The organism is Bartonella sp. CE47NXGY (genome assembly GCF_042195415.1).
Classification (GTDB): domain Bacteria; phylum Pseudomonadota; class Alphaproteobacteria; order Rhizobiales; family Rhizobiaceae; genus Bartonella.
Window position 1 is genome coordinate 1 of sequence record NZ_JBHIOI010000262.1, and the last position, 620, is coordinate 620.

Genomic DNA, 620 nt, shown 5'->3' on the forward strand with positions numbered 1-620 from the left:
GCCTGATTGCGCGCTTGCGTCGCATCATGTCTTGCATAACCAGCAGACTCCTTGGCTTCCTTGGCTATTTTTTGTGCTTCTTCTGCGGCTGCTTCTAAAGACGCGGCTTTCTTACCCGCTGTTTCAGCTGCCTTTTGCGCCTCTCCTGCTGCATATTTTGCACTATTGGCTATTTCCTTGGCTTTTTCGGCTTCATCTTTTGCTTCATACGCGTAGTTATTGGCTTTCTCCGCTATTTTCTTGGCTTCTTCGCCTGCCGTTTCTGCTAAACTTGCTGTAAGCTTAGCACTATCTGCTGTTTCATTCGCTTTGTGGGCTTTATTCCACGCTGCATTCGCTGTGCTTTTTGCATTTTCCACCTCACTACGCGCTTGCTCCGCATCATGTTTGGCATAACCTGCTGTCTGTTTGGCTTCTTGTGCTATTTTTTCAGCTTCATCCGCTTTACGCTTCGCCTCTTGTGCTATGCCCTTCACCGCTTCCCCACTCACCTGCCCTGCCGTCTCTCCTGAACGCACCGCAGACTCTGCTACCGCTTTCGCTTCCAAAGCTATTCTAGAGGCTTCTGTTGTGCTCTGTTGGGCTTGCTCCGCTTTCGCTATTGCACTATCTGCTGCACT

General features: G+C 50.0%; 1 pseudogene. It reads right to left on the reverse strand.

From position 1 onward, the window contains the following. Positions 1 to 620 (reverse strand): annotated as a pseudogene (locus tag ACFIL3_RS10995) (hypothetical protein); the annotation flags it as partial.